Raw genomic sequence first — 22,494 nt, forward strand, 5'->3', positions numbered from 1 at the left:
GCCGGACCGGAAGACAGGCCGGCGCGTGATCACAAGCCGGCACCCCTTTATTTCAGGGTTTCCGCCAGCTGCAGCAATATTTCCTTCACGGCAAGCGCAGGCTCGGAGAGCGGCGTATTATCCGATACGCAGAAGGACAGCGTTTCCTCGATCATCGGGCTGGCGATCTGCCGGACGACAATTTCCTCATTGGATTCCGCCACGATACGGTCGGCGATGGCCTTGGGCGTTATGGTCGCGCCAAGTCCGGCATCCACGCCGCGCGCGATGGTCCTTACCGATTCCAGCTCCGCCATGACGATCAGATCCTTGCGGCTGCGGGTGAAGGCGAGATTGATGGCCCGGCGCACGAAATTATAGGTCGGTGGCAGAAGAAAGGGCAGATATGCCAGATCAGCAACTGTGATCGGTGCATCGCAGGGCTCCACGCCGAAGCTGCGATGCACGACCAGCACGAATTCCTCACGCAATAACGGCGTGAACTTGACGCCGCGGATCGGCCCGGTGCCGTGGATCAAGCCCATCTCCAGACGACCATTCATGATCATCTGGCTATAGGGCTGGCTGACGCTTTCCGTGATGTGAAGCAGGATGCCGGGATGAAGCCGCTTGGTTTCCTCCATCAGACGCAACGCCAATGTGGCGGCGCTGCTGAAGGGCGCAAGCCCGACCGATACCTTGCCGGAGAGGACCGCACCAGCCTCCAGCGCTTCCGCCTGCGCCTGCTCCATCTGCCGCAGGATAACCTGCGCATGCCTGTAGACGACCTTGCCGGCATCGGTCATGATGACGCCCTGCTGGCTCCGGGTTAGCAGTTTCTGGCGGAAATGCTCCTCGATGCTCGCCAGCTGCTGGCTCAGCGCCGGCTGGGCGATATGCAACACGTCCGCCGCTCTTGTTATGCTCCCCATATCGACAATCGTTATAAACGATTTCAGGCGCCTGATATCCATCTGCTGCTGCTTATCCCATTACTGCTTCCAGGGATAAGATGCGCAATTTGCCGATAATGTCCATCTTGCATTTCCCCGCCTGGCCCCGCCCGCATTGCGGGGCGGGGAGAGTGATCCACACTGCTCGTGAAGAGGGCCGTCAGGCAGCCATTCAGGCCGCCTTGAGAGACCCCCGATAAGCGTCCGTTCCCGAACCAAGTTCGAACTGGCCGAGCAGCCGGTTCAACGCATCGACCTCCCCTGCCAGAGTGTGGCTTGCGGCAGTCATTTCCTCGACCATCGCAGCATTTTTCTGCGTGTCCTGATCCATCTGATTGACGGCGACGTTGATCTGCTGGAGGCCGGACGATTGCTCCTGCGCGGATTCCACGATCGCGGCCACGTGCTGGTTGATCTCCTGCACCTCGGCGACAATCACGTCGAGTGCCTTGCCGGTATCGCCGACAAGATGCACGCCCTCCTCCACCTGCTGGTTCGACTTGGTGATCAGCGACTTGATCTCCTTCGCCGCACCGGCGGAACGCTGCGCCAGTTCACGCACTTCCTGCGCCACCACGGCAAAACCCTTGCCCGCCTCACCCGCACGCGCCGCCTCAACGCCGGCATTCAGCGCCAGAAGGTTGGTCTGGAAAGCGATCTCATCAATGACGCCAATGATGCTGGAAATCTCGTTTGACGATTTCTCGATCCGCTCCATGGCGATGACGGCCTGGCGTACAACCTCGCCCGATCGTTCGGCGCCGATGCGCGTGCGGGAGACGAGCCGACCCGCCTCATGCGCCCGGCTGGCGGCGTCTTTCACCGTGACCGTGATCTCTTCAAGGGCCGCGGCCGTTTCTTCCACGGCGGCTGCCTGCTGCTCTGTGCGCCTTGCCAGATCATCGGCCGCCGCCTTGATTTCATGAGCGCCGGAATCGATGCCGGAGGCATTTTCCGACACGCGCAGCAGCGCATTCTGCAGCTTTCCGGAGGAGCCGTTGAAATCGTTGCGTACCGCATCGAGTTGCTCGACAAAGGGTTCATTGATACGGCACGACACGTCGCCATCGGCAAGTTTTGCCAAGGCGTAAGCCAGACTGTCGACGGCAAACCGGATGTTGCCTGCCTCCTCAGTGGCCTCGCGTTCGCGGGTTATGCGCTCCTGTTCCCCGAGAGTGCGATTGGTTTCTGCTTCCTGCTCAAGCGCGGCCTTTTGCCGATTGCTTTCACGAAGGACATCCAGCGAGCGAGCCAGATCGCCGATCTCATCCCTGGTCGCAATATCCTTCAACGTCAGCTGGAGGTTTCCCTGTGCGATCTGAGCGGTCTCACCGATAATGTTCGTGATGCGGCCAATGAACCGCCGGGCAATAAACCAGCCCGCCAGCGCCAGAAGCACCGCTGCCGTCACGATCGTCAAGGCAGCATCACGCATCATCGCGTGCAGCTGCGCAAAGACCGTGTCTTCCGGCACCGAGACGATTGCGTACCATTTCATGTCCCCGGTCAGCATGACGGGTGATGCGACAACGAAGGAGAGCGTTCCGTCCTGCGCTGTCATCTGCTGTTCGACACCGGGATTTGCGATCAGCGTGTCCCACCCCATGGTTTCTGCGCCGCCATCCGCAAGGCTTTTTCCCATGATCGCTGCATCCGGATGGCTGATGATCTTGCCGCCACCACTGACAAGGCTCACGAAGCCTGTTCCCATCGGCCGCACGGTCGACAATTGCTGACTCGTCTCCTGCAGCGAGAGGTCGAGTCCCGCAACGCCCAGCAGTTTACCCTCCACAATGACCGGCTTGGAGATAGAGGTGAGAAGAACCTCCTTGCCGTCAATCGCATAAGGATAAGGTTCGATAACAACCGTTTTCTTCTGCGTGAAGGGTTGTTGGTAATAGTCGCCCGGGCCTGCTGTGGCATAGTCTGTCAATGCGGTGTTGCTAATTTTGCCATCGCCGCCCCGAACCCAATAGGGAACAAAACGACCCGTGGCATCATGCCCCTCCGTATTGACGAAATCCGCATCCTTGCCGTCGAAGGCGTTGGGCTCCCATCCCGTCCAGAGCCCAAGCACCTCGGGATTGCCTGCCAGCATGTTTCGGATAAGCTGATTGGCCTTACCGCGATCCGCGTCCCCGGATTGCTTCATCGTTTCCAGAACCGACCCAAGGCTGTTCACGATGTGAAGCGTGCCGCCAATGTTCTTCTCTGCCGTCAAAGCTTCTGCATGAGCGATCTGCCGCATACGTTCGAGGCTGTTGACCCGCGTATCCTCGTAGGATCGATAAAACAGCACGGCCGATGCTGCGACCGTCGCGACCACCCCGCATGCCGCAACCGCAAAAATATTCCGCCCCGTTGTTGATTTAAACAGCATGTCCCACCCCCCAAAAATCCATGCCGCGATGGCCGGGGCCACAGCTGGCGCGCCGGCAACTCTCGGTCGCCGGATCAGAAGGTAATATTAGAAAACTATGCTTAAAAATTACTTTCTATATTGCTTTTAAATTGCTTGCGGGGGCGACGGTGAATTATTAAATTGTAATATTTCAATATATACAGAGTATTACGTGAAATTTGAACGAAGATCGATGCGGTGCGCATGACTGCGCACCGCTTAATCGGAAAGCCAGGAACCCTTATTCCTGAAGGCGAAGAGCATTCCAGAAGCGCCGCAACTGGTCGGTCAATTGCGTATAGAGACCATAACGCTGCCGGTAATGCCGGACTTGGCCCTCATTCGGTTCGTAGGCACTCGCTACACGCGTCATCGCCGCAACCGCTTCCTCATAACCGGGATAGACACCGACAGCGACCGCCGCGCCGATCGCCGCCCCAAGCGCGCCCGTTTCGCGGGCTTCGGCGACACACAGGGGAATTTCCAGCACATCCGCCATGATCTGCGGCCAATGCTGGCTGCGGGAACCGCCGCCGGACATCACGGCACTTTCGACCGGCAGACCGGCTTCGCGCAGGACGCCGATATGGCGACGATGTTCGAAACAGACGCCTTCGAACAGGGCACGCAACATATGGCCTTCGCCATGCCACCCGGCCAGACCGTAAAAGCCGCCGCGGAATTCTGCACCCAGCCGCGAACCGAAGATGAAGGGGTGAAAGAGCGGATCGTCAGCGCGCGGCGTAACCGAGCCGACCAGTTTGTTGCACCGATCGAAGGCATGATCGCCATGGTCGCCGCGAATGCGATGCACGTACCATTCGAGATTGGCGGCGGAGGTGGCGCTGGATTCGATATTGACATAGCGGTCCCGGCCAAATGTCGTCACCATGAAGACGTCGGGGCTGATGACCGGTTTGTCGGCGAAAACCTGGTTGATGCTCCAGGTGCCGGCAATGATGGAGGCCTCTCCCGCATTGATGACACCCGACCCCATGGCGCTGGAGACGACATCGAAATACCCGCCAATGACGGGCGTGCCTTCGGAAAGCCCTGTCGCTGCTGAAGCCTCGCTTGTGACGCGGCCGACGATGTCAGCCGATTCCACGAGACGCGGGAAAAAGGCAACGGCATCATCAAGCCCATAAAGCGACAGGAGTTCCCGGTCGAGCTTGGCTTCGGGGAAGGCAAGCAATCCCGCACCGCTGAGGTCGGAAATGTCGTTGGCAAGGCAGCCCGTCAGACGGAAATTAACGAAATCCTTGCAGAACAGCACCGTGCCGGTCTGTGCATATATGCCAGGCGCATGCCGTTTTACCCAGGCAATTAAGCTGGGCGTTTGCGCGGGCCATGGCCGCTGCAGGCAACGGGCCTGCAGTAAATCTCCGCTTTTTCGGTCAAGCTCGGCCGCAATATCGGCTGCACGACTGTCGAGCGACTGAATGCCGAGCAGCGGCTGTTGCTTTTTGTCCAGCAGATAAAGACCATTGCCGTGACCGGCGCAGCCCACCGCCACAATGCTTCTGGGATCGACCGATGATTTAGCGAGAAGCTGGCAGATCGCCTCGCAGCCATTGCGCCATAATTCTTCAAGATCGCGCTCGACATAACCGGGCTGCGGAAATGTCGAGTGCCCGTCGATGGCATGTTGTGCGACCTGCCGGCCTGCCGTGTCGAACAGCACGGCCTTGATGACCGTATTGCCGACATCCAGACCCAATATGTGATTTTTCTCAGCCACGATTATAGATGTCCCATGCTTCCTCACCGCTCGCACCCTGATGGATGATGGCCATCAGGGCCGCAACAACGGCCTTCGGATTGTCATGCTGATAGATGTTGCGACCATAAACCAGTCCGTTCGCCCCTTGAGCCATCAAGGCCGCCGATTTTGCCAGCACGTTGCGCAAATCCTCTCGCCCCCCGCCCCGCACCAGCACCGGGCAGCGCGCCGCCTCGATCACCCGGTGGAAATCCTGTGGGTTGCTGGTGGGATCGGCCTTGATGATATCGGCACCCATTTCCGCGGCAAGACGCACCAGCGTGACGATCTTTTCGGCGTCACCATCCACCTGATAACCGCCGCGCACGTCGTTGGGCAGCATCACCAGCGGCTCGATCATCAGCGGCATGCCGAAGCGGTGGCAATCAGCCCGCACCCGGCTGATATTTTCGACGCATTGGCGAAACAGTTCCGGCTCATCCGGCAGCATGAACAGGTTCACGACGACGCAGGCGGCGTCCATTTCCAGCGCGCCGATGATTGGATCGTTATAGTTCTGGAGCTGCGACCACATGGTTCTGTGGCGCGTGGAATTATAGGGGTTGCCCATATCGATGCGCATGACGAGGGCCGGCTTGTCCCGCTCCAGCCTCTGCTGCAACAGATCCGCCTGCCCGTAGACCATCTGGATGGCGTCGGGACCGGCCTCCACCAGCTTTTCGACGGTCTGCGGCATATCCTCAAGCCCGATGAGGAAACTCGGCTCGTTGCAAACCCCGTGATCGATGGCCACATCAAGGCATCCGCCATTGCGGAACAACCGGTTCATGCGCGCCTTTTTCGAAATCCGCATCATCATGCATTCTCCTTGCATCTGTGTTGAAGCATTGCCGGACTGACCCCGTAGAAAGTCTCCAGCTCATGGATAAGCCGCTGCCGTTCGTCTGCCGCCTGGCTGGGTGACCAGCCCAGTTCGCGTGCCGTGACGCCGAGGATTGCGTCGATCAGATCGGCGGCGATGCGGCCGGTTATGGCAAGCGTGGTTCGCCGCAGAATGAGATCGGTCAGGTGCCGGACATGTTCGGAACGGATCAGCCAGATCACCTCCGCAGCCGTGACGGGCAGTTTTTCACAAAGCGGCGTGTCATCCGGGCGGCCCCGGCAAAAGCCCATCAATTCAAGCGCGCGTGAACCATAGGCAGATGCCAAATGTTCAGCCCGGTCCCTGCCGATCGAAAACTCCTCCGATAGCAAGGCTGGCAGACATCCGGCACCGGTCGGAAAATTCCTGCCGCCGCCGATTGGGCGACCCATCGTGCCAGTCAGCCGCTTGCGTCCGAGAAAGGCCAGAACCTCGTCGGTCACCTGTTCGCCAAAGGCCCTGAAGGTCGTCCACTTGCCGCCGATCATGCAAAGCTGCGGCGGATCGCCGGCGACGCGGTGAATGAAATGGCTGCGCGATATTCTTCCGGTAAAGGCGGCATCGCTGCGCGGCAGCGGGCGTATGCCGCTGAAACTGAAGACGATGTCGGAATGGTCGATGGTGATATCCGGAAAAACCTTTCGGATCGCATCGAGAATATAGTCGCGCTCCTCCGGCTCGCATCGCACCCGCTCGGGACGATCCACCTTGATATCGGTCGAACCCGCGAGAACCCGGCCGAGATAGGGAAAGAGGATACAGACGCGGTTATCGGCATTCTCGAAAAAAATCATATGCCCGTTCAGGGCTTTGAGAAGCGCCGCGTTCGCCAGGATCAAATGGGATCCCTTGGTGCCGGAAACGGTCGGTTTTGCTTTCTCCTCAGTCGGAGCTTCCGTCAGCGCACCAATCGTCTCGTCGATCCACGCGCCCGTGGCATTGACGATGATCCGGGGCCGGATAGGCAGGATTTCTGCCGTTTCCTCCACCCGGAGACGATATTCATCTCCAGTGCGAACAAGCTCCACATAGTTGAGCGCAATGCTTTGCGGAGCATCGGTCGAAGTGTCGATCAGGAGTTCCAGCGCAAGCCGTTCGGGCTGGCTTATCCATGCATCGTAATAGGTGGCCGAATATCTGATGGCAGGTGTCAGGCCCGGCCAGTGCTGCAGCGTCTTGCCGGCACTGCGAAACTCATGGCGGGGCAGGATGCGGTTTTTACGGGTGACGAAGTCATAAAGCGTGAGGCCCGCCTTGATGGCCAGCGCCCCTCGGCTTGCGGGTTTGCCGCCGGAGCCGAAAAAGGTCGCCGCCGCGTTGAACAGCCCGCTGAAAGTCGAGAAAATCGGGATCGTCGTCGGCAGCGGATGAACCATATGCGGCGCGAGCGTCAGCAGCGCATCGCGCTCCCGCAGCGATTCCGCCACGAGGCCGAATTCACCGTTTTCAAGATAACGCAAACCGCCGTGGATCATGCGCGATGGTGCGGCGCTGCAGCCGGAGGAAAAATCGTTTCGCTCGACCAGCAGCACCCGCAACCCCTGCAATGCGAGATCGCGATAGGCGGCGATGCCGTTGATGCCGCCGCCAATGACGACGGCATCGAAATCACCGTCTTGCCGAATGCGGCGCAGAGCGTCCTCGCGAAAACTGGGCATAGAAATACCGTTCGCTGGCTGATGACCAGCGTCCCAATGTTGTTGACCGTTTAAAGCGACAGGAAAGACGAGCGGCGAAAATTATGTGCTATTCGCCGGAAGACCCGTCCCGATTACGTGTTCAGCTATCGAGCCCCACAAGATGCTCGGCGACGCCGGCGCTGATGAGGGCCACTTCACTGTCCGTGAGGCGCAGGCGGGCGGCCGCGGCATTTTCAACCGCCTGGGCCGGATCACGCGCACCGCACAGTGAAAATGTGATGCCTGGCTGAGCAATCGTCCAGGCAATCACCACCTGCGCGACCGAGGCCCCATGCCCGGCCGCCACCGGTTCCAGCACACCCATCAACCGGGCGATCTTCTGACGGTTCAGCTGGCTGAAACGGGGATTACCATGGCGTTGATCATCCTCTGCAAATACCCGCTCAGGCCCGACCTTGCCCGACAGCAGACCGAGCGCCAGCGACGAATAGCTGAGCACGGAAACGGCATTCTTTCGGCAAAGCGGCAGGAGCGTCGTCTCGATATCGCGTTTCACCATGGAATATTCTTCCTGAATGGCATCCAGCTGACCGGTGGCGATATAGGCCTCAAGATCGCCAGGCGAGACATTGCTTGCCCCGATCGAGCGTATCTTCCCCTCCTCCTTCAGCCGCACAAGCGTTTCCACCGTCTCGGCAATCGGGGTCGTGGCGTCCTGCCAATGGGTGACGTAGTGGTCGATATAATCGGTGCCGAGCCGCTTCAGGCTCTCTTCAACCTCATGCCGGATCGACGCAGCACCGAGATAACGGTGAACGGGTTTGTCGTCCTGATGGAAGAAATACGCGCCCTCATTCACATGCCAGACGAGACCGCATTTTGTGACAAGCACAACCTTGTCGCGCCTGCCGGCAATCGCCTTGCCGACGATGGTTTCCGCAAGTCCCATGCCGTAGGCCGGTGCGGTATCGATCAGGGAAATACCGGCATCGATGGACGCCTGAATGGCGGCGATGGATTGCCGCTCATCAGTACCGCCCCACATCCAGCCGCCGATCGCCCAGGTGCCGAGCCCCACGACTGAAGCGCTGATGCCGCTACCACCAATCGTCCGGGTCAATATAGCATTGTCCGTCACGAAGTTTCCCCTTCTTCCTGATCCAGTAAATAACCGGCGATAGCCTCGTCCACGACGAGCGAGGTCAGATATCGACCGGCAAGCGTGGCTGCCACCGGTCCGGCCTTAATGGCCCCGGCTGCCACACCGATGATGTTCGGGCACCGGGCAAGCTGCCCGGGGTCCAGCGCCACCACGCGCGAGTTGAGATCGATCCGCGCCAGCTGCCCGTCCGCCATGGTGAGATGGGCGAGGAATTCACCGGCAATACCCGCATCCACCAGCGCCTGCCCGCCACGGGCGACATCCGGCAGAAGATCGTAGTAACCGGAACCCGGCGCCTCCACCGAGCCGATGCCGACCAAAGCCACCTGCGCCTGCCGCGCTAAGTCGAACACTTCGCGGATCGACGCGACATTCATCAACAAGTCGCGCTGTTCCTCGTCCTCGGCAAACAACGGCGCATGCAGAAGCGAGGCGCTGCCGCCGAGCTTTTCCGCCAGTTGCGTGGCGAGATGGTTGACGTCCGTATAATGCTTGCCCTGCACACCGCCAGTCAGCGGCACAACCCGCACATCAAAGCGGCGCTCCGCCTCCAGATTGTCGACCACCGCACTCACCGCCTTACCGCCGGTAATCGCGATCACGTCACCGTCCCGGATCGTCTCCAGCAAGTGGTTGGCGGCCACCCGCCCCACCATTTGCAACCCGGTTTCGGGATTATCGGAAACCGTCGGCGTTACCACTGATTGCCTGAGGCCGAAACGGCGGGTGATCTCGTTTTCGAGGTCCACCAGCCGCTGATAGGGGCTGGCGATGGTGATCTTCACCATGCCGGCCTTGCGGCCCGCGGCAATCATGCGGTTTACCTTGGTATGGGAAAGATTGAGCCGCTCGGCGATCTCCGACTGCTTCACACCTTCGATGAAATGCAGCACCAGGACGGAGTACATCTGTCTCTGTTGATCGAAGTCGTCCTTGGCATCCAGCATGATCGTATCTCTCCAATTACCACAGGCGCTCAGCGGCGACGCTTGACCAGATAGTGGTCGAACAGAACCGCCGTCAGCAATATGCTGCCCCTGATGATGTCCTGCCAGTAGACAGACACATTGAGCAAGGCAAGCGAGCTGGAAACGACCGACAGAAGGATCGCCCCGAGGATTGCACCGAGAATGGTGCCCGAGCCGCCCGAAAGGCTGGCGCCGCCAATGACCGCCGCAGCGATCACGTTGAGTTCCATGCCGACGCCGAAGCTCGGCTGGGCCGATCCGAAGCGGGCCATATAGATCACGCCCGCAACACCGGCCAGCATCGAACACAGTGTGGTGGTGGCAAACACAACCCGGCCGACGCGGATGCCGGAATAGGCTGCCGCCTTGGGATTGCTGCCCGTGTAAAATACTTTGCGAAAGGCTGTGGTGCGCCGCAGCAGCAGATCAAAGGAGACGACGACGACAGCGAAGATGATCAGCACAAGCGGAATGCCGCCAAGCGCGCCCTGGCCGATGAATTTGAATTCCGGGGGCAGCGAATAAAGCCCGAGCGGCCGACCGCCCGTTGCCAGCAGGCAAACGCCGCGGGCAATCACCATGACGCCGAGCGACACGATGAAATGATGCAGGCCGATGACCGTTGTCAGAAATCCCATGGCCATGCCGACCAATGTCGTGAGGCAGATCGCCAGCCCGGCCGCTACCCAGGGATCGACACCGTTAAGAAACAGCCAGCCGGCCGCGACCATTGCCAGCGCCGTGACGGAGCCAACCGAGAGATCAATGCCACCAGAGATCAATAGGATCGTCATGCCAACCACGACAATGCTTTCGATGGCGAAAACCATGGCCATGGCCCGCAGATTGTCCACGGTCAGAAAATACGGAGATATGAACGACATCACCGCAAAAAGCGCGAGGATGATGACGATCAGCCCGGTTTCCCGTGCTTTCAGCGCCGGCTCCCACCAGGCGGTGCGGCGAACCGCCGTCTCGGCAAGGCTTGAAGGTGTTTCCGATGTTGCCATTTTCCCGCTCCCTCAGGCCCCAGCCGGGCTATGCACTATATTGATCGATGCAAGCTGCATGATCTTCTCCTCCGTCATGTCCTCTCCCTCGACCTCACCGGCAATGCGCCCTTCGCGCACGACCAGCACGCGATCACTGACGCCGATGAGTTCCGGCAGCTCCGAGGATATGACCACCACTCCGACGCCTTCACGCGCCAGTTCCCGTATCTGGCGGTGGATTTCGGCCTTTGCGCCCACATCCACCCCCCGTGTAGGCTCATCCAGAAAGATGACCTCCGGTTCCACCGACAACATCTTTGCCAGCGCCACCTTCTGCTGATTGCCGCCGCTCAAGGTCGAGACGGCATCGCCGACGCTGTTCGCCCGTAATTTCAGCCGCTTGCCCAGCTCATCGGCGCGCTTCATTTCCTTGCGCCGCTCGATGAAGCCCATGCCGTTCGATATCCTCCCCACATCAAGCGCCGAGACATTTTCGGCGATGGACATATTGAGGAACAGCCCGTCACCCTTGCGATCCTCGGAAAGGTAGACCAGCCCCTCGCGGATGCTGTCGCGATAATCCTTTAGCCTCAGTGGCCGGCCGCGCAGGGTAACTTCGCCTCTGGGTTTCCCTTCCAGCCGGCAGACTGCCCGCACGATCTCGCTTCGGCCCGCACCGATCAAACCGGCAAGACCGAGGATTTCGCCGCGACGCAGATCGAAATCGACGTCGAAAACCCGCTTTCCCTCATTCAATCCCCGAACAGAAAGAATGACATCGTCCGACTTTTCATCTTCCGAAAGTTTCGGCGGATAGAGCTTGTCGAGAACCCGCCCGACCATGCTGTTGACGACCTCCTCAGGGGAAATCTCGGCGATATTCGCCGTCTTGATGTGGCAACCGTCGCGCATGACCGTAATGCGGTCGCAATGCTCGAAAATCTCCGCCATCCGGTGCGAGATATAGATGATCGCAATCCCGCGGTCCGCCAGCCGGTGCATGATCCGGAAAAGCGTCTGGGCTTCGGTTTCGGTCAGCGCCGCCGTCGGCTCGTCGAGGATCAGGATGCGGCAATCCAGCGTCAACGCCTTGGCGATTTCGACTATCTGCTGTTGCGAAATCGACAGATCGCCGGCGCGGATGGCGGGGTCGATATCCCCGATTTCCCGCAGGATGGTTGCGGCCCGCTTGCCGAGATCACGATAATTCATGAACAAGGAGCGGCTTTGGCCCGTCTCCGACATGAACATGTTCTCGGCAACCGAAATTTCCGGGCAAAGGGCAATCTCCTGATGGACAAAACCGATGCCGAGCCGGTTCGCCGCATTGGGCGAAGATATCCGCACCGGTTTTTCGTCCAGCAGGATTTCGCCGCCATCCGGCTGCAGAATGCCGTCGATAATATGCATCAGCGTCGACTTGCCGGCGCCATTTTCACCCGCCAGCGCGTGGATTTCACCACGCCGCAATTCGAGTGCGGCACTGCGCAACGCCCGCACGGGGCCGAACGCCTTATGAATATTCGTCATGCTGAGGATGACCTCGCCCATAACGCCCTCCCGAAGCTGCTTCCCGTTTAACCGGCGAGACTTAAACCCCGCCGGTTCAAGGGCGACGCGTTAGCGCCCCTTCATATAGTCGTTGAGATCAAAGGAAGCGGCATTCGCCTTGGTGATGACAGCAAAACCATTGTCCATCGAAGGAACCTGCATCGGATTGAAGCCGGACACCTTATAGTCGTTGAACGGGTCGATCAGGTCCGAATGGGCACCCAGAAAGGTGTTCATGAAACCCATGAAGCCCTGAACACCCTGATTGGGATTGATGGACATGTAGATATTGCCCTGCTTGATATGCTCCAGCGTCGCAGGCGTAATATCCGCATGCAGGATCAGGACCTTCTTCTTCGCCTCGAGAACAGCGGTGGTCGCGCCTTCGGCCGATCCGGCCTCGGGAATCCACAATGCGCCGAGATTGGGGTTGGCCTGCAATAGTGCGCCGGTCGCCTGATAGGCCACGTTCGCATCCTGATTGGTTGCCTGGCGGCCGACGAGCTTCATCTGCGGATAGGTGCGCCCCATATAGTCGATGAGGGCGGTGACGCGCAGATCGTGGTTGCTCTGGCCCGGATTTTCCAGAACGGCATATTCGCCTTTTTCACCGATCTTCTTGACGATTTCGTCAGCCGCAAATTTCGCCTCGGCAACATTGTCCGAAGTGATATAGGCGGTCCGTTTCGACTTCGGAGAATCCGCCGCGAAAGTCGTCACCGAAACGCCGGAGTCCATCGCCTTGTTGATCGGTTCGATGAAGGGATCGGCCTGCATCGGATGCAGCAATATGCCTTTCGGCTTCTTCACCAGTTCCTGCTCGAAGGACGCTATCTGCTTGGTGATGTCATATTCGGGCGTACCGGTGAAAACCGCTTCACAGCCGAGCGCCTTTGCGGCCTGCTTGAAACCTTCGAAGACCGGCACCCAATAGGGATGGCTGGAAACCATGACGTTCATCACATAGGTCTCACCCGGTTCGCAGGCGAATTTGCCCGCAGCGGCGACCGGTGAAGCCGCGCCAGCGGAAATCGCCACGGCAAAAACACCCGCAGCAACGGTCGATTTCAGAAAAGCCAACATATTCCCCTCCCAAGGACAACGAGCTAATCTGCAATAAATTTTAAGCGATGTAATTTATTGCATGAATTTGAGATATCGGCAAATCGAACACGCGTCAATGCATTTCGCATTTTATTTTTATGAGCGAAATTTATCGCAGATATTGCAGGGTAACTCGAAACTATATCTCTTGGCTTGGCACCCGCCCTTTTCTCAACCTCAAGACACCAACTGTCGGTCTGCGCGAGCGGGTAGAACTTTGCCTGAACGTTGATCCGAAAAAGAAAAAGGCTCGAATACAGATATCACAACATCAACCGGAAGTATTAATGACATATTCAGGTGAATTCGCTTATGAAGTATTTGCTTAACCACTGTTGAGCCGCTTCCGTCATTTTACAGGAGCGTTATGGGCTTGGCCCTTGGGGGGAATACCGTGAACAAAATTTTGATCGCCGCAGTTATTCTTGGTGTTGCATCATCTTTTGCATCTTCTGTTTCAGCACAAACTAAAGGCGACTGGGTGCTGGGTAACTATAAGGGCGCCGGATACTGGTTCCCGGGTGTTATCGATAGTGTTTCCGGTGGGCAGGTCACTATTCGTTACGACGATGGAGATCGCGAAACGGTCGCAGTTAACAAGGTGCGCCCTTACGATTGGATGATCGGCACGCGGGTCGAGTGCAACTACAAGGGTGCTGGACAGTGGTACGCTGGCAAGATCTCCTCGCTTGCAGGTGAGAAGATTGGCATTGCCTACGACGATGGCGACAAGGAAACGACCAAGACAGGACGCTGCAGAACACAGTGAGTTTTTAACAAGCACCGTTCCAAAGTCATCGTATCCCCACTTGCTCCAGCAGGTGGGGACTTATTTGCGGGACGACCACATGCACTGAAAAGCAACCTCATCAACAGGTTCGATGAACCTTGAGACCGCAATGCAAAAAGGCCCTGCGATTTTTCGCAAGGCCTTGATACTTAAGAATTCGGATGGTGGGCGTGACAGGGATTGAACCTGTGACCCCTACGATGTCAACGTAGTGCTCTCCCGCTGAGCTACACGCCCTCCGTTGGCGGCGGATAGACCACAAAACCGGTTCATGCGTCAACTGCTTTTTTTCGGTTTTATGAAGGTTTTTTGAGAGGCCTTACGCCACAAGGAGTTTATTGACCTCATCCACCAGATCACGCAGATGGAATGGCTTGGAAAGCACCTTGGCGTCCTTCGGGGCCTTCGAATCGGCGTTCAGCGCAACCGCAGCAAAGCCGGTGATGAACATGACTTTCAGGTCGGGGTCGAGCTCGGTCGCGCGCCGCGCGAGTTCGATGCCATCCATTTCCGGCATGACGATATCTGTCAGCAGAAGTGAAAAGGGCTCCTCACGAAGCCGGTCGTAAGCGCTTGCGCCGTTGTCGAAGGAAGAAACCTTGTAACCGGCTTTTTCCAGCGCCTTGACGAGGAAGCGGCGCATATCGTTGTCGTCTTCAGCAAGAAGAATTTTTTGATTCATGGTTAAGTGACCGTAACTGCTCAATGTTTGAAATACCCTAGCCCGATTATAGGATTTTCACGGTAAATATCCTGTGAACACGTGAATCGGTATAGCGCTGCTTTGGCGACAGTATGGACTTGCTGCACGGTAACTGGCAACATGAACGTCCTGATAGTTTGCGACATGGTAAATGGGCCTGAATGGACTGGGTAACGGGCGAGTATGAGTTGTTTGAGGTAACGGAGCCTGCCGCTCAAACCCTGCCATTTGTCTATAATTCCCCCCATAGCGGCCGCTGTTATCCCATCTCCTTCCTCGAATCGGCGCGGCTCGATTCGCATGAGATTCGGCGCTCCGAAGATCATTTCGTCGACGAGCTTTTCGCCGCCGCCCCCGAGATCGGCGCGCCGCTTCTGAAAGCGAATTTCCCCCGCGCCTATCTCGACGTCAATCGCGAGCCCTATGAGCTTGATCCGCGCATGTTCGAAGGCACCCTGCCGCCTTACGCCAATATTGGCTCCATGCGGGTCGCCGGCGGCCTGGGCACGGTGCCGCGCATCGTTGCAGAAAATATGGATATCTATGCTCACCGCCTGCCGGTCGATGAGGCGTTGTCGCGGATCGAGACAATCTACAAACCCTACCACGCCTGCCTGCGCCGCCTCCTTTCCCGCACCCATGCCAATTTCGGCATGGCGGTGCTGATCGATTGCCATTCCATGCCCGGCAATATCCGCGTCGCCGGTTCAAACCTCAGGCCGGATGTGATCATCGGCGATCGCTACGGCACCAGCGCCTCCCAGGAAGTCTCCCGCGCCGCCCTGCATTTCCTTGAGGAGCTGGGCTTCATCGCGGTCTGCAACAAGCCTTATGCCGGCGGCTTCATCACCGAACATTACGGGCGGCCCATTCGCTCCCTCCACGCGCTGCAGATCGAGGTCAACCGGTCGCTTTACGTCGATGAAAAGACGCTTTCGAAGAAAGCCGATTTTCCGGCCATTCAGGCATCGCTGGAAATCTTTATGCGCCAGCTAGGCGTTTTCGTTTCGGAATACGCGATCGAGACCTCGCTCGCCGCCGAATAACGCGTCAAATCCCCGACATTTCAAATCTCCAGCCCAGACCGCTTGGCCGTACGCCGGGCAAAAAAAAACCGCGCTTTTGGCGCGGTCAAGTCTAGGGAGGAAACACCCAAGGAGGGTATTTACAGTCAAAGACTGCAAGGTCACGCTATTCAGTACATGCACAATTGTCAATCATTTTATTTTATGCCTATTTTTTAGACTTGTGCCGAAAATATGGAAACGCCGGCTCCCCCGTCCATACGAGTGGACGGCGGATATGATTCCGGTCTATGCATTTCGCCACGCAATTCAGGCCACATCATTCAGGCCCATCATTCAGGCAATGAGGTTTCGCATGCTGCCCGACCGGGATTTCTTCTTCAAACTTGCCGATGCAGCCAGCGCTGAAACGCTTCCCCGCTTCCGCACGGGCATTGCCGTCACCAACAAGCAGGATGGCGGTTATGATCCGGTGACAGAAGGCGATCAGGCGGCGGAAACCGCCATTCGTGCCCTCATCGAGGCGCACTTCCCGCAGCATGGCATTCTTGGCGAAGAACACGGTAATGTCGGCCTTGATCGCGAGCATATCTGGGTTATCGACCCGATCGACGGCACCCGCGCCTTTATTTCCGGCGTGCCCGTCTGGGGTACGCTGATCGGTTTCCAGTCGGCCGGCCGCGCCACGATGGGCATCATGGACCAGCCCTTCACGAAAGAGCGTTATTTCGCCGATGGCGAGAGCGCCTGGTATTTCGGCCCGGATGGCGAAAAAAAGATCCGCACGCGTGACTGCGCTTCGCTGTCGGATGCGGTGCTGTTCACCACCACCCCGCATATCTTCACCGCAGAGGAAAAGCCCTTCTACGAAAAGGTGGAGGAACAGGTCCGCCTTTTCCGTTATGGGGTGGATTGTTACGCCTATTGCCTGCTTGCCGCCGGTCACGTCGATCTGGTGATCGAATCCGGCCTGAAGCCCTATGATGTCGGCGCGCTCATTCCGGTGATCGAGCAGGCCGGCGGTATCATCACCACCTGGGATGGCAGACGTCCGGAAAATGGCGGCCGTATTCTGGCCGCCGGCTCCAAAGCCGTGCACGAACAGGCGCTTGCCATTCTTTCGGAACTATAGACCGTCCCGTTTCGGCGGCCACATTATTCCGGCGCGAAAAACGCGTCGATGGCCGCCAGCGCCTGTTTGCGGAAAACATCCCGCTCATGCAGCAATTCGTGGCGCGCGCCGGTGATGGGAAGCAGCTGCGCCGCGCGGAAATTGCGCGACAGCTCCTCCTGCGCCTTGTAGGGCGTGATCGTATCCAGCATCGGCGCCAGAATGAGGGTCGGAATGGTGATGTTCGTCAGATGATCCTGACGGGTCACCCGCGCCATGGTCTTCAGCGCTTCATAGACCCAGCGCGCCGTCGGCGCGCCGATGAACAATTCCGGAAATTGCCTGTGCAGCGAAAGATTTCTGGTGAAACGCCGAACATCCGACGTCAGCGGGTTGCCGTCGAAATCGCGCTCGCGCTGATCTTTGCCGAGCTGCACTCTTCCAAGACCGATGAGGCTTAAAACGGTCGAGACCAGCCGGATGACGGGCGCGGGAAAGGATTGCTGACTGTCCAGCTCAATGAATGGCGAACAAAGAGCCAGACGGTCGATGCGGTTGGACAGGCCGGGAGCGGCTGCAAGTGCTGCAAGCGCGCCGGTGGAATGCGCAATCATGAAGAATGGCAGCCGCGTATCCGGCAACACCACCTGTTCGAGAAACAGGCTGATATCTCGCTGGTAGTCGGAAAAACGCCGAACATGCCCGGCGCCCGGCTTCTTCAGCAGCCGTTCGGAACCGCCCTGGCCGCGTGTGTCGAAGGTCGCGACCCAGAAACCCATGGCCGTCAGATCGGCAACCGTTTCGAAATATTTCTCGATACATTCGTTGCGGCCATGCAGAAGAACCACCGTTCCGCGGGCAATGTGGCGGCTGGCGCGGAAGATCGCATATCGAAGCTGCTTGCCGCCATGGCCGGCAAAATATCCGACGGTATGGTTGCCGGGAACCGGGTTATCTTCACTGACGCGCAATGTGGCTTCGATCATCGGTCTTTTCCGGCTTTTCAACTCTTTTCGGATAGGTCGGCGGTGACAGAAGGTCAAAGAAAAAATTGCCGGAACCGTCGGTTAAAGCAGTCGCGGTTCCGGCGAGTAAGACAGAAGAAGAAGGGACGTTATTGCTTCTGTCCACGGAGAATGTCTCCGATGACCGCAGTTTTATGGCGCTCAAACTGAACGATGCCGGAACCGGATGTTCAGCCATGGTTCATGTTGCCTCCACCGTTTTCCCTTGAGGCACCCCTCTTGACGCGGCGGCGACCCATTCCCATCTCATTCCTGCGGTCGCCAGAACGGGACCGCGCCATATGTCCGGCCGTTGCCAGAACGGGACGCCGGATTTAACCGCAAACAGTCGCTTCTTAGGAGGACACCATGCGTCACGTCGATTTTTCCCCGCTTTATCGCTCCACCGTCGGTTTTGACCGTCTTTTTTCGATGCTCGACGGCCTCGGCCAGCCTGAACAGGCCCAGTCCTATCCGCCCTACAATATCGAGCGGACGGGCGAAAACACCTATCGCATCACCATGGCCGTTGCCGGTTTCGATGAAACCGAACTCAGCATTGAATCCCGCGCCAATGCGCTGACGGTGAAGGCCGAGAAGTCCGGGGATGAGAAGTCATCCGAAGGCGAGTTCCTGTATCGCGGCATCGCCACGCGTGCTTTCGAACGCCGCTTCCAGCTTGCCGACCACGTCGAAGTTCAGACCGCCTCCTTAAAGAACGGCCTGCTGCATATCGATCTTGTCCGCAATATTCCGGAAGCCATGAAACCACGCCGCATTGCGATCTCGTCCGACAGCGCCGATGCGCCGAAGACGATCGAAGCCCAGATCACGCCGGCTCAGGTCAACTAAGCTTTCCTGGACTGCAATAAGAACGGCCCCTTCACGGGGCCGTTTTTGTTTGCGAAAAACTCGTGTCAGCGGGTGGATGCCGCCACGCCTTCTGCAGCAGCCGTTTCCAGTACTGCTGCCTTTTCATGGGCTTTGCGGGCATAACGCTGGGCCAGAACCGCACAGACCATCAGCTGAATCTGATGGAAAAGCATAATCGGCAAAACGATGGCGCCAATGCTCTGGCCGGCGAAAATGGCACCCGCCATGGGCACGCCGCTGGCAAGGCTCTTCTTGGACCCGCAGAAGGTGATGGTGATTTCATCCGCCTTTTCGAAACCAAGCGCCCGGCTGCCAAACATCGTCACGCAAAGGACAAGCGCCAGAAGCACGATGTTAATGCCGATGACCACGCCGATGTCGCGCAGCGAAAACGTCTGCCATATACCTTCGATCACGGCATCGGAAAAGGCGAGATAAACAACCATCAGGATCGAGCCGCGATCGACGGGAGACAGCAGTTTTTTGCGCGCCCGGATCCAGTCGCCGATCCACGGCTGCAACACCTGACCGACGATGAAAGGCAACAACAGCTGCAGGAAGATTTGCAGGAACGCGTCCAGCGAAAACCCGTTGCCATGGCCGCCGACCGTAAACAGCAGGCCAACCAGCAGCGGCGTCAGGAACATGCCGAAGATATTCGACGCCGAAGCCGAACAGATCGCCGCCGGCACGTTTCCGCCCGCCATCGAGGTGAAGGCGATGGAGGACTGTACGGTGGATGGTAAAACGCAGAGAAACAGCACGCCCATATAAAGCGGTGCCGGCAGGATGCTTTCGGGAATGAAACCGATTGCCACGCCCAGCAACGGGAAAAGGCCGAAAGTGACCAGCAGGATCGCCAGATGCAGGCGCCAGTGCAGGATGCCGGCAATCACCACATCCCGCGAAAGTCGCGCACCATGCAGGAAGAACAAAAGCGCAATCGCCAGCTTCGTCGCCAGCCCGAAATATTCCGCCGGCTGACCGCTGATTGGCAGAAAGGAAGCCAAAATCACGGTGGCCACCAGCATCATGGTGAAGCGGTCAGGCAGGAAGCGGGTCATGGGAAAATCTTTCCGGCATCGGTTTTGCTTGAAATGTCAACCACTATCACTCATCATGAATTCGAATGCAAAGACTAACAGTTATCATGATATAAGATAATGCTGAACCTTCAACATCTTGCCAGCTTCGTCATGCTTCAGCAAACCGGCAGCTTCACGCTGGCCGCCGAGCGGCTGGGTGTCGGCCAATCGACCGTCAGCCAACATATTCAGCGGCTGGAGGCAGCACTTGGTCGCCGGCTGATCGCACGCAGCACCCATCAGGTGAAACTGACCGGCGAAGGCGAGGCGCTGCTGGGTTATGCTCGCAATATGCTTGAAATTGACAGCAGGGTTTCATCCCTGTTCAGCGAAACCCGTTTGCGCGGGCGGTTGAGGCTGGGTGTTTCCGAGGATTTCGTCGCCAGCCGGCTAACGGCCATTCTGGAAGAATTTATCCGCCTTTATCCCTTGGTGGATCTGGAACTGACGGTTTCGCTGAGCGGCGTGCTTTACCAGATGCAGGATAATGGCGAACTGGATGTCGTTCTCGCCAAACGCCGTCTTGGCGACAAGCTCGGGCATTTTCTTTACCGCGAACCGCTGGTGTGGTTGGCGCGTGACCCGGAGCGGATGCTGAGCCAGCCCGACGCCCTGCCGCTGATCGCCTTTCCACCGCCGAGCATTACCAGAAAAGCGGCGCAGGAAGCGCTCGACCGTGCCGGTCTCGCCTGGCGGATCGTCTGCACCTGTGGCAGCCTCAGCGGACTGACTGCCGCAGCAAGAGCGGGCATGGGCATTCTGGTGCAGCCACGCAGCATGGCGCCCGCCGGCCTCAAGGAGATTGAGGCGGACGTGCTGCCAACACTCGAAGACGTGGAATTTGTGCTTCAGCCAAGCAAGGGCACGGATACGAAACTGGTGCGCGCCCTTTCCGATCTGGTTTCCAGCAAGAGCATCGCGCCGGGCAGCTTCGTATAGCTTCCCTGACGCATTTCCTGACGCAAAACCGCTTCACACTTTTGCTGGAAATGCTCTAGTTTTCCCGCCGCGACAGGCAGCGGCCAACACTGTCCCGCCAGCCGGCAATGGCGTTTTTCCGTTCCGTTTCGTCCATGTTGGGAGCAAAACGCTGGTCACGTTTCCAGTGGGCGGCAAAGGCTTCGCGATCCGGCCAGATACCGGCACGGGAAGCCGCAAGCCAGGCGGCACCCAGGATAGTCGTCTCCAGAAAGACCGGCCGGTCTACCGGTGCAGCGAGAACATCGGCCAGCCGCTGCATGGTCCAATCGGAGGCAACCATACCGCCATCGACCCTTAGCACCGTCTTGCCATTGTCGCCTGCCCAGTCCTTGCGCATGGCGTCCAGCAGATCGAAAGTCTGATAGGCAACGCTTTCCAGCGCTGCGCGCGCAAATTCCGCAGGTCCCGTGCCGCGCGTCAGGCCGAAGATCGCTCCGCGCGCCTCCGCATCCCAATAGGGCGCACCAAGCCCGGTAAAGGCCGGAACCAGATAGACACGCTGATTGGGATCAGCCTTTTCGGCAAGCGCGCTAACTTCGGAGGCGACCGAGATGAAACCGAGTTCATCCCGCAGCCATTGCACCGCCGCACCGGCAATGAAGATCGAGCCTTCGAGCGCATAGGTCGTAACGCCGTCCAGACGGTAAGCAATCGTCGTCAACAGCCGGTTGGTGGAGGTGACACGATCCGTGCCAGTGTTGAGAAGCGCGAAACAACCGGTGCCGTAGGTCGATTTCATCATGCCCGGCTCGAAGCAGGCATTGCCGATCACCGCCGCCTGCTGATCGCCCGCAACGCCAAGGATCGGGATTTCCGCGCCCAGAAGCGCCTTGTCCGTCACGCCGAAATCGGCAGCGCAATCCAGCACCTCCGGCAGCATGGCGCGGGGAATGTCGAGGATCGACAGCAGCTCCTCGTCCCAGGCATTGTCTTCGATATTGTAGATCAGCGTTCGCGAGGCGTTGGTGGCGTCGGTCACATGGCGGCGGCCGCCGGTGAGGCGATAGATCAGAAAACTATCGACCGTGCCAAAGCAGATGTCTCCCTTTTCCGCCTTTTCGCGAAGGCCGCTGACGCTATCCAGAAGCCATTTCAGTTTGGTGCCGGAAAAATAGGGATCAAGCAGCAACCCGGTCTTTTTCGAAAACAGCGGCTCCAGCCCCCGGCGTTTCAAATCTTCGCAAATGGGCGCAGCACGGCGATCCTGCCAGACCACAGCCCGGTGCACGGCCTCGCCAGTGTTGCGATCCCATAGCACGGTCGTTTCGCGCTGGTTGGTGATGCCGATCGCCTCGATGTCGGAAGCGGCAATGCCGGCATCGGCAAGCGCCAGCCGGATTGTTTCAAGCACGCTTTTCCAGATATCCTCTGCATCGTGCTCGACCCAGCCGGAGGCCGGAAAATGCTGCGGAAATTCTCGCTGTCCGACACCGATCACCCGCATGTCGCGGTCAAAGACCATCGACCGTGTCGATGTCGTCCCCTGATCGATCGCCAGAATATAACCGCCCATATTTCACTCCCTTT

General features: G+C 58.4%; 20 protein-coding genes and 1 tRNA gene. 5 read left to right on the forward strand and 16 right to left on the reverse strand.

Annotated elements, in window-relative coordinates:
* Window positions 1-47 precede the first annotated feature (47 nt).
* The 10 genes from FCH38_RS12540 to FCH38_RS12585 all read right to left on the reverse strand — a co-directional run bounded on the left by FCH38_RS12540 (window position 48) and on the right by FCH38_RS12585 (window position 13,374).
* Window positions 48-953 carry a LysR substrate-binding domain-containing protein gene (locus tag FCH38_RS12540; RefSeq protein WP_174373969.1) on the reverse strand — a complete coding sequence of 302 codons (906 nt, stop codon included), beginning with the start codon at window positions 951-953 and terminating at the stop codon, window positions 48-50.
* 151 nt (window positions 954-1,104) lie between these two features.
* Window positions 1,105-3,312, reverse strand: coding sequence for a methyl-accepting chemotaxis protein (locus FCH38_RS12545; RefSeq protein WP_174373970.1), 2,208 nt, complete (start codon window positions 3,310-3,312; stop codon window positions 1,105-1,107).
* A 262-nt stretch (window positions 3,313-3,574) separates the two neighbouring features.
* Entirely contained in the window at window positions 3,575-5,074 is a 1,500-nt protein-coding gene (locus FCH38_RS12550) for an FGGY family carbohydrate kinase (RefSeq protein ID WP_174373971.1), read from the reverse strand.
* The gene (locus FCH38_RS12555; RefSeq protein WP_153514783.1) at window positions 5,067-5,909 is read right to left on the reverse strand and encodes a class I fructose-bisphosphate aldolase; all 843 of its coding nucleotides are present in this window, start codon (window positions 5,907-5,909) and stop codon (window positions 5,067-5,069) included. The genes FCH38_RS12550 and FCH38_RS12555 overlap by 8 nt, the downstream gene beginning before the upstream one ends.
* 2 nt (window positions 5,910-5,911) lie before the next feature.
* The gene (locus FCH38_RS12560) at window positions 5,912-7,636 is read right to left on the reverse strand and encodes a glycerol-3-phosphate dehydrogenase/oxidase (RefSeq protein ID WP_153514283.1); all 1,725 of its coding nucleotides are present in this window, start codon (window positions 7,634-7,636) and stop codon (window positions 5,912-5,914) included.
* Between the two features lie 121 nt (window positions 7,637-7,757).
* Complete coding sequence (locus FCH38_RS12565; RefSeq protein ID WP_174373972.1) at window positions 7,758-8,756, reverse strand: aldo/keto reductase; 999 nt, start codon at window positions 8,754-8,756, stop codon at window positions 7,758-7,760.
* Entirely contained in the window at window positions 8,753-9,727 is a 975-nt protein-coding gene (locus FCH38_RS12570) for a sugar-binding transcriptional regulator (RefSeq protein ID WP_174373973.1), read from the reverse strand. The genes FCH38_RS12565 and FCH38_RS12570 overlap by 4 nt, the downstream gene beginning before the upstream one ends.
* A 29-nt stretch (window positions 9,728-9,756) precedes the next feature.
* Entirely contained in the window at window positions 9,757-10,758 is a 1,002-nt protein-coding gene (locus FCH38_RS12575) for an ABC transporter permease (protein ID WP_153514282.1), read from the reverse strand.
* A 12-nt stretch (window positions 10,759-10,770) separates the two neighbouring features.
* Window positions 10,771-12,291 (reverse strand): sugar ABC transporter ATP-binding protein, encoded by a 1,521-nt coding sequence (locus FCH38_RS12580; protein WP_153514281.1) that lies wholly within the window; start codon window positions 12,289-12,291, stop codon window positions 10,771-10,773.
* A gap of 69 nt (window positions 12,292-12,360) precedes the next feature.
* The gene (locus tag FCH38_RS12585) at window positions 12,361-13,374 is read right to left on the reverse strand and encodes a substrate-binding domain-containing protein (RefSeq protein ID WP_153514280.1); all 1,014 of its coding nucleotides are present in this window, start codon (window positions 13,372-13,374) and stop codon (window positions 12,361-12,363) included.
* Between the two features lie 415 nt (window positions 13,375-13,789).
* Between FCH38_RS12585 and FCH38_RS12590 the strand changes: the two genes are divergently transcribed.
* Entirely contained in the window at window positions 13,790-14,164 is a 375-nt protein-coding gene (locus tag FCH38_RS12590) for an agenet domain-containing protein (protein ID WP_174373974.1), read from the forward strand.
* 183 nt (window positions 14,165-14,347) lie between these two features.
* On the opposite strand, the gene FCH38_RS12595 is transcribed toward FCH38_RS12590, so the two are convergent.
* Both FCH38_RS12595 and cpdR read right to left on the reverse strand, forming a co-directional pair.
* Window positions 14,348-14,422: transfer RNA gene (locus tag FCH38_RS12595), tRNA-Val, on the reverse strand.
* Between the two features lie 82 nt (window positions 14,423-14,504).
* Window positions 14,505-14,867: a cell cycle two-component system response regulator CpdR gene (cpdR, locus tag FCH38_RS12600; RefSeq protein WP_003497910.1), complete on the reverse strand. Its 363-nt coding sequence runs from the start codon at window positions 14,865-14,867 to the stop codon at window positions 14,505-14,507.
* A gap of 182 nt (window positions 14,868-15,049) precedes the next feature.
* Between cpdR and FCH38_RS12605 the strand changes: the two genes are divergently transcribed.
* Both FCH38_RS12605 and hisN read left to right on the forward strand, forming a co-directional pair.
* Complete coding sequence (locus tag FCH38_RS12605; protein ID WP_174373975.1) at window positions 15,050-15,934, forward strand: N-formylglutamate amidohydrolase; 885 nt, start codon at window positions 15,050-15,052, stop codon at window positions 15,932-15,934.
* Window positions 15,935-16,268: 334 nt separating this feature from the next.
* Window positions 16,269-17,045, forward strand: a complete 777-nt coding sequence (hisN, locus tag FCH38_RS12610; protein WP_174373976.1) for a histidinol-phosphatase — start codon at window positions 16,269-16,271, stop codon at window positions 17,043-17,045.
* A gap of 23 nt (window positions 17,046-17,068) precedes the next feature.
* Here the strand turns inward: hisN and FCH38_RS12615 are convergent, their stop codons facing one another.
* Both FCH38_RS12615 and FCH38_RS12620 read right to left on the reverse strand, forming a co-directional pair.
* Window positions 17,069-18,010, reverse strand: a complete 942-nt coding sequence (locus FCH38_RS12615; protein ID WP_174373977.1) for an alpha/beta fold hydrolase — start codon at window positions 18,008-18,010, stop codon at window positions 17,069-17,071.
* Window positions 17,982-18,227, reverse strand: a complete 246-nt coding sequence (locus FCH38_RS12620) for a hypothetical protein (protein ID WP_142841713.1) — start codon at window positions 18,225-18,227, stop codon at window positions 17,982-17,984. Before FCH38_RS12620 ends, FCH38_RS12615 begins: the two co-directional genes overlap by 29 nt.
* 170 nt (window positions 18,228-18,397) lie before the next feature.
* On the opposite strand from FCH38_RS12620, the gene hspL reads away from it, so the two are divergent.
* On the forward strand, window positions 18,398-18,880 hold the full coding sequence (gene hspL / locus FCH38_RS12625) for a heat shock protein HspL (RefSeq protein ID WP_046799048.1): 483 nt from the start codon (window positions 18,398-18,400) through the stop codon (window positions 18,878-18,880).
* A 65-nt stretch (window positions 18,881-18,945) separates the two neighbouring features.
* Here the strand turns inward: hspL and FCH38_RS12630 are convergent, their stop codons facing one another.
* A complete protein-coding gene (locus tag FCH38_RS12630) occupies window positions 18,946-19,965 on the reverse strand; it encodes a bile acid:sodium symporter family protein (RefSeq protein ID WP_153514276.1) in 1,020 nt (339 codons plus the stop codon).
* Between the two features lie 99 nt (window positions 19,966-20,064).
* Between FCH38_RS12630 and FCH38_RS12635 the strand changes: the two genes are divergently transcribed.
* Window positions 20,065-20,925 (forward strand): LysR family transcriptional regulator, encoded by an 861-nt coding sequence (locus FCH38_RS12635; RefSeq protein WP_174373978.1) that lies wholly within the window; start codon window positions 20,065-20,067, stop codon window positions 20,923-20,925.
* A gap of 55 nt (window positions 20,926-20,980) precedes the next feature.
* Here the strand turns inward: FCH38_RS12635 and glpK are convergent, their stop codons facing one another.
* On the reverse strand, window positions 20,981-22,480 hold the full coding sequence (gene glpK, locus FCH38_RS12640; protein WP_174373979.1) for a glycerol kinase GlpK: 1,500 nt from the start codon (window positions 22,478-22,480) through the stop codon (window positions 20,981-20,983).
* Window positions 22,481-22,494: the final 14 nt, after the last annotated feature.

Origin of the sequence: Agrobacterium tumefaciens, from assembly GCF_013337285.1 — a bacterium.
Classification (GTDB): Bacteria; Pseudomonadota; Alphaproteobacteria; order Rhizobiales; family Rhizobiaceae; genus Agrobacterium; species Agrobacterium burrii.